The organism is Clostridium vincentii, from assembly GCF_002995745.1.
Classification (GTDB): Bacteria; Bacillota; Clostridia; order Clostridiales; family Clostridiaceae; genus Clostridium; species Clostridium vincentii.
On sequence record NZ_PVXQ01000012.1, the window covers coordinates 76,046 to 83,160 of the forward strand.

Sequence of the window (7,115 nt, forward strand, 5' to 3'; positions counted from 1 at the left end):
AATTATAGTCTAATAAGAACATATGAATGGTATAAAGCAAATTTGGAGGATTTACTATGAATATATTTAAAGATGAGTATAGAGGGAAAAAAGTCCTTATAACGGGACATACTGGATTTAAAGGTGCTTGGATTTCTATTTGGCTTAAAAGTCTTGGTGCAGAGGTTATAGGATATTCGTTAGAAGCACCTACAGAACCATCACTTTTTAAAATATGTAAATTAGATGATAAGATTACAAGTATAGTTGGTGATGTAAGAGATGAAAAGAAATTAAAGGATGTTTTTCAAAAATACAAACCAGAAATAGTATTTCATCTTGCAGCACAGCCACTAGTAAGGTTATCTTATAATGAACCCCGAATGACATATGAAACTAATGTAATGGGAACTGTAAATGTATTAGAAGCAGCAAGAAATGTTGACAGTGTTAAGGCTGTGATTATAATAACTACAGATAAATGCTATGAAAATAAAGAGTGGGTATATGGGTATAGGGAAACTGATCCTATGGGTGGATATGACCCCTATAGTTCTAGTAAGGGGTGTGTAGAACTAGTTACAGCATCTTATATAAATAGCTTTTATAAAGAAAAAGGTATTGCATTAGCATCAGTTAGAGCAGGAAATGTAATTGGTGGTGGAGACTGGGCAGAGGATAGAGTTATTCCAGATTTTGCAAGGTCGGTTTCGGAAAAAAAGTCAATAGTAATAAGGAATCCATTAGCTAAAAGACCATGGCAACATGTATTAGAACCATTATCAGGTTATCTATGGCTTGGAGCATTAATGCTTAAAGATAAAGAAAAATATAGTAGTAGTTGGAACTTTGGTCCAAGAGATACAGATAGTTTGAATGTAGATGAAATTTTAAATTTAGCTATTAAAAGTTGGGGGAAAGGAAATATAATAATTGATAAAAATGAACAACCTCATGAAGCTAATTTATTAAAACTTGATATAAGTAAGGTAAAGGCGTACTTAAAATGGTACCCTGTTTATGAAGTAAATAAGGCAGTTGATAAAACTATACAGTGGTATAAATCATATTATGATAATAAAAGTGAAAATATGTACGCGTACACTTTAAAACAAATACAAGAATATGAAATAGAAGCAAGAATACAGAATTTGATATGGAGTGAATAAGATGAGCAATATAAAATTCGATGAAATGTCTGCAAGATTAGAAATACTTAAGAAAGTTAAAAATTTCTATAAAGAAAAAAGTTCAGGAAAAAAATTTATAGCTGGACAAACATATATACCAGCATCAGGTAAGGTAGTAGATGAAGATGATTTATCTAATTTAGTTGATTCTTCTTTAGATATGTGGCTTACATCAGGTAGATACGGAAATCAATTTGAAAAAGAATTTTCTGAGTTTTTGGGAGTAAAATATTGTTCGCTTGTAAATTCAGGTTCTTCAGCTAATCTTGTGGCAGTTAGTGCCCTCACTTCACATAAATTAGGTGAAAGAAGATTAAAAGCTGGAGATGAAGTTATAACAGTTGCTGCTGGGTTTCCAACTACAGTGGCACCTGTAATTCAAAATGGGTTAATACCTGTATTTGTAGATGTAGAGATAGGAACATATAATATAAATTCAAATAAATTAGAAGAAGCAATTACATGTAAAACAAGAGCAATAATTTTAGCACATACTTTAGGAAATCCATTCAATTTATCTAAAATAATAGAATTATCTAAAAAACATGATTTATGGGTTATAGAAGATAATTGCGATGCATTAGGTTCAAAGTATGATGGTAAGTATACAGGAACTTTTGGAGATATATCTACTTTTAGTTTCTATCCTGCACATCATATAACTATGGGTGAAGGTGGAGCTGTAGTTACTAGTGATTCTAAATTGCATAATATTATACAATCTATAAGAGATTGGGGAAGGGATTGTTGTTGTCCTCCTGGAAGTGATAATCTTTGCGGAAATAGGTTTACGCAACAACATGGAGAATTGCCAATAGGATATGATCATAAATATGTATATTCAAATTTTGGATATAATCTTAAAGTAACAGATATGCAAGCAGCATTAGGTGTGTCACAACTTAAGAAATTACCTTTTTTCATAGAAAAAAGAATAGAAAATTATAAAAAAATTTATAACGGATTAAAACAGTTTCAGGAGTATTTGATCCTTCCTGAATCAACAGAAAAGAGTGAACCAAGTTGGTTTGGATTTATTATAACACTAAAAGAAAATACTAAATATAATAGAAATAGTCTTGTTAAGTTTTTAGAAGAAAGAAAAATTGGAACAAGGTTACTATTTGCAGGAAATATCATCAAGCAACCCATGTTCGTAGAGAATAACGTTAATTATAGAGTTAGTGGGAAATTAGATAGTACTGATATAGTAATGAAAAATACATTTTGGATTGGCGTTTGGCCAGGGATAGACGAGGAACAAATTAAATATATTATTAATCAATTTAAAAACTATTTTAGTATATAGATTATTTCGAATTATAGGAGAAAAAATGGATAATGGAGTTGTAATATTAGGAAGTGGTATTGCTGGAATATCAACGGGATATCATTTAGGTAAAAACAAATCGATAATTTACGAAAAGTGTAAAACATATGGAGGCCTTTGTAATAGTTTTTTAGTAAATGGTTTTTTGTTTGACACTGCTATTCATATGAGTTTTACTAACATAGATAAGTGTAAGAAACTTTTTGATCAGACAAAACATTTCGTTCAAAATCCTGAACCATATAATTACTATTATGGACACTGGTTAAAACATCCAGTACAAAATAATTTGTACAATTTACCAAATGACGATAAGATAAGAGCTATAATAGATTTTGTAAATAAACCAAAACAAAAAAATAGCTTTGATAACTACGAGGAATGGCTTATTAGCAATTATGGGAGTTATATTGCTGAAAAATTTCCGATAATTTACACTAAAAAATATTGGACAATTGAGGCTAAAAAATTAGGTACGAATTGGATTGATAAAAGAATGTATAAACCTACTTTAAAAGAGGTACTACACGGTTCTTTTGAAGAAATAACCAACAATGTATATTATGCAAAAGAAATGAGATATCCAAAAAAAGGTGGTTTCAAAGAATTTTTAAAACCTATGATACCAAATTTAAAAATAGAATTTAATAAGGAAGCAGTTTTTATTGATACAAAGAAAAAAAGTGTTGAATTTAGCGATTCATCCCAAAGTTACTATAATTCATTAGTTAGTAGCATACCTTTACCTGAAATCATTAAAATCATGAAAGATGTTCCATTAAATGTTAGAAATGCTGCTAAAGAACTTTTATCAACTTCAGTAGCTTTAATTTCAGTAGGTTTTAATAAAATTATAGATGCTAAAAGCACATGGATATATATATATGATGAGGATATTTTGGCAGCAAGAGCATATTTCCCTCATTTAAAGTCAATAAATAATGTTCCTAAGGGGTGTAGTTCAATTCAATTTGAAGTTTATTACTCTAAATATAATCCGTTGGATATTAGTGATGATTTGCTTAAAGAAAATATAGTAAATTATATAGTGAAAATGAAATTAGCAAATATAAATGATATTATATTTATTCATACTAAGAGAGAACAATATGCTAATGTTGTATTTGAAAATGATATATATAGAAATAGAGAAATAGTTAGTAATTACTTAAAAGAAGTAGGTATAATTTCCACGGGGAGATTTGGAGAATGGGATTATTTTTGGAGTGATCAAAGTTTTATGAGTGGTATGAGAGCTGCAAATGAAATCATTAATTTTAATATATAAAAAATATATATGATAACTATAGGAGGTATAAGTATGAATCTCAAAGAAAGAATAGCTCAATATACTGTAATTGATAAAAAGCTCATACCACCTTTCCCTAAAAACATGCTCATAGAATTAACCAATATATGTAATCATAATTGCATATTTTGTGCTAATTCAAAAATGACAAGGAAAAAAGGTGAAATTAACGAAGAATTTTTATTTAGTATATTAAAGGAAGCCTTTAATGAAGGAACCACAGAAGTAGGATTTTATGCTACAGGAGAACCCTTTGTGTCTAACAACTTAGCCTTATATGTTTCTAAGGCTAAAGAAATGGGCTACAAATATGTTTATATAACAACAAATGGTGCTTTAGCGACACCAGAACGCTCTAGAGAAGTTATAGAAGCTGGTGTTGACAGCATTAAGTTTTCAATTAATGCAGGAACTAAAGAGACTTATAAAAGTATACATGGCAAAGATGAGTTTGATATTGTTATAAATAATTTGAAATATATATCTGATTACAGAAAGAATAATAATAAGAATTTTAAAATATTTGTATCATCGATAGTAACAAGATATAGTGAAAGTGAAAAAAAATTATTGGAAGAGAAGCTTAAAGATATAAGTGATGACATAGTATTTTTAAACGTTGCAAATCAAGGTGGAATGATGTATGAAATAAATGAAAATTTAGCATTAGAGGGTGATGAGTATTTAATAAAAAAGATGCCATGTTCATTACCTTTTAATTCATTACACGTAACCTATGAAGGATATTTAACAACCTGTTGCATTGATTTTCAAAATTATTTGACTGTAGCAGACTTAAATAAGATTTCAATAAAAGAAGCTTGGAATAGTGAGATATTTATTGAACTTAGAAAAAAACATTTAGAGAATTGTATAGAAAAGACTTTATGTTACAATTGCATATATAATAAAAATGAAAGTGTAGAACCGTTAATACAGGAACATTCTACTTTTTATGATAAGGATAAGTTTAGTAAAGAAAAAGATATAAAAAATAGACTTTTAATATAAGAAGAATTAATAGGTGGTGACTTAAAATGATTCCTTTATGTATACCTCAAATGTCAGGGAATGAATGGAAATATATTAAAGATTGTTTAGATACCAACTGGGTATCTTCTGTTGGTTCTTATGTAGATAAGTTTGAAAATGATTTTGCAAGATATTTAGAGTCTAAGGCTGCAATTGTTACTATGAATGGAACAGCAGCCCTTGAACTTGCATTAAGAACAGTAGGTGTTGGAGAGGGGGATGAAGTTATAGTTTCATCCTTTACTTTTATATCACCAGTGAACACTATAAAATATGTAGGAGCAAACCCAGTTTTTGTTGATGTATGTAGAGATACTTGGGTTATGGATGAAGATAAAATTGAAGAATTAATAACATCAAAAACTAAAGCTATACTACCTGTACATATATATGGCAATCCAGTAAATATGGATAAGATAATGGATATTGCAAGAAAATATAAATTATTTGTAATTGAAGATGCAACAGAGAGTTTAGGTGCTATTTATAAGGGTAAAAAATCAGGTGCCATCGGAGATATCGGATGTTTTTCTTTTAATGGAAATAAGCTGATAACCACAGGAGCAGGTGGAATGTTAGTAACAAATGATAAAGACTTAGCAAAAAGAGCTAAGTATCTTTCAACTCAAACGAAAACCGTTCTAGAAAACGGTGCTTTTTATCATGAAGAAATAGGCTATAATTTTAGAATGCCAAATGTTCTTGCTGCCATGGGCTGTGCCCAGCTTGAAAAGGTTGAAGAATATGTAAAGGTTAAACTAGAACATTCAACTGAGTATAATAATTTGCTGAAAAGCGTTAAAGGAATAAATATTCCTACACAAAAGGATGATACTATAAATGTTAATTGGCTATATTCAATTTTAGTTGAAGAGGATTTTCCTTTAACTAGAGATGAATTAATAAATAAGCTTAAAGAAAATGGAATTCAATCAAGACCTTTTTTCATGCCTATTCATAATATGCCTCCATACATAGATTGCAAGCATGGAGATATGAGCGTAACAAATTCTATAGGGGTGAAAGGAATAAATTTACCTAGTTCCGTTGAACTTAATAAAGAAAATATTAAAAAAATATGCAAGGTGATTAAAGAATGTTGACATTGTGTATGATAGTTAAAAATGAAGAAAACAATTTTAAAAATGTGTTGCTAATGCTGCACCTTTCATAGAAGAAATAGTTATAGTTGATACAGGTTCTTCGGATAGTACAAAATTAATTAAATATTGGGACACAGACAAAATTTATGATTATTATTGGTAGAAAGCTATAATATGTATATGTAAAGGAAAATTGATTTGTAGTGATAGATTATTATCTTATTTTAATAACAAAAATAGAGGATTATAAAAACATATGTAGAGTCCGCAATTACTATATAAGTATAGTAATGTACAAATAAACAGTGAAGGGTACAAGATTGCTATCAATACTAGGCAAATGTTGTGCAAAAGGAATGAGCATCAGTAGCTAGATCAACAGCTGTTGGTGCTTTGTCCATGTTTAGTAAAGAATAAAATCAGATAATAATTTATATTAAGTTATGGCAAAATAAACCGATAATTAAATAATGAGTTTTATAAATGTCTAATTGGTTATAATCAACTCTCAACTCTCAATTTTCAACTAAACACGAAGTGGTTAAAACAGGAGGTAATATAATGGATATAGGAGCATTATCAATGGCAATGAGTCAGGCAAATGTGCGACAATCAGTTGGTATAGATGTAATGAAGTTGGCAATGTATACGGGTAAGGAAAATGCTGCTACTATGACGGATATAATTAAGACTAGTGCAGTGGACTCTAATGTAGGTCAACATTTCGATAGAAGGGCATAAGTATGGATGAACGAGAAGAACTAAAGATACAATGGGAACAGGAGCTACAATGGGTTAAATATAGACAAAATATGCTAGACATCATGGATGAAAAGCTACTTCAAATGAAAGAAATAGCAGAAAAATCTAAGTTAGGTAACCTTACTTTAGGAGAGCTAGAGGTATTAAATGCAAAGTTGAATAATCTAGGGGCACAAGTTAAGGCACTAGATGATGAAAGTAGAAAAATAGAAAATAGAAATATATTAGAATGAGCATCAGTGGCTAGATTAATAGCTATTGGTGCTTTTTTAACGTTTAGAGCGTAAGCGGTTAATAACTCGTCACGTTGACAGTCATTAACCGCTTATTTTCAATCCTTTTTATTTAAATAGCATTCAGCAGGAAGATTACTCCATGGAAATAGTGATTTAAATAAATCTGGATCATTT

General features: G+C 29.6%; 7 protein-coding genes. All 7 read left to right on the forward strand.

The window, feature by feature from the left end; genetic code table 11:
* Positions 1–56 precede the first annotated feature (56 nt).
* The 7 genes from rfbG to CLVI_RS07435 all read left to right on the forward strand — a co-directional run bounded on the left by rfbG (position 57) and on the right by CLVI_RS07435 (position 6,938).
* Positions 57–1,148: a CDP-glucose 4,6-dehydratase gene (rfbG, locus tag CLVI_RS07405; RefSeq protein WP_106059483.1), complete on the forward strand. Its 1,092-nt coding sequence runs from the start codon at positions 57–59 to the stop codon at positions 1,146–1,148.
* A 1-nt stretch (position 1,149) separates the two neighbouring features.
* On the forward strand, positions 1,150–2,478 hold the full coding sequence (rfbH, locus tag CLVI_RS07410) for a lipopolysaccharide biosynthesis protein RfbH (RefSeq protein WP_106059484.1): 1,329 nt from the start codon (positions 1,150–1,152) through the stop codon (positions 2,476–2,478).
* A 25-nt stretch (positions 2,479–2,503) separates the two neighbouring features.
* A complete protein-coding gene (locus tag CLVI_RS07415) occupies positions 2,504–3,787 on the forward strand; it encodes a protoporphyrinogen/coproporphyrinogen oxidase (RefSeq protein ID WP_106059485.1) in 1,284 nt (427 codons plus the stop codon).
* A gap of 33 nt (positions 3,788–3,820) precedes the next feature.
* Complete coding sequence (locus tag CLVI_RS07420) at positions 3,821–4,819, forward strand: radical SAM/SPASM domain-containing protein (RefSeq protein ID WP_170065616.1); 999 nt, start codon at positions 3,821–3,823, stop codon at positions 4,817–4,819.
* A 26-nt stretch (positions 4,820–4,845) separates the two neighbouring features.
* Positions 4,846–5,943: a LegC family aminotransferase gene (locus CLVI_RS07425; protein ID WP_106059487.1), complete on the forward strand. Its 1,098-nt coding sequence runs from the start codon at positions 4,846–4,848 to the stop codon at positions 5,941–5,943.
* Positions 5,944–6,504: 561 nt separating this feature from the next.
* Positions 6,505–6,684, forward strand: coding sequence for a YjfB family protein (locus CLVI_RS07430; RefSeq protein WP_106059488.1), 180 nt, complete (start codon positions 6,505–6,507; stop codon positions 6,682–6,684).
* A gap of 2 nt (positions 6,685–6,686) precedes the next feature.
* Positions 6,687–6,938 (forward strand): hypothetical protein, encoded by a 252-nt coding sequence (locus tag CLVI_RS07435; RefSeq protein WP_106059489.1) that lies wholly within the window; start codon positions 6,687–6,689, stop codon positions 6,936–6,938.
* Positions 6,939–7,115: the final 177 nt, after the last annotated feature.

Excerpts from the sequence above, each read along its gene's own strand:
- rfbG (WP_106059483.1), top strand. The coding sequence starts at position 57 with ATGAATATATTTAAAGATGAGTATAGAGGGAAAAAAGTCCTTATAACG.
- rfbH (WP_106059484.1), top strand. The coding sequence starts at position 1,150 with ATGAGCAATATAAAATTCGATGAAATGTCTGCAAGATTAGAAATACTT.
- CLVI_RS07415 (WP_106059485.1), top strand. The coding sequence starts at position 2,504 with ATGGATAATGGAGTTGTAATATTAGGAAGTGGTATTGCTGGAATATCA.
- CLVI_RS07420 (WP_170065616.1), top strand. The coding sequence starts at position 3,821 with ATGAATCTCAAAGAAAGAATAGCTCAATATACTGTAATTGATAAAAAG.
- CLVI_RS07425 (WP_106059487.1), top strand. The coding sequence starts at position 4,846 with ATGATTCCTTTATGTATACCTCAAATGTCAGGGAATGAATGGAAATAT.
- CLVI_RS07430 (WP_106059488.1), top strand. The coding sequence starts at position 6,505 with ATGGATATAGGAGCATTATCAATGGCAATGAGTCAGGCAAATGTGCGA.
- CLVI_RS07435 (WP_106059489.1), top strand. The coding sequence starts at position 6,687 with ATGGATGAACGAGAAGAACTAAAGATACAATGGGAACAGGAGCTACAA.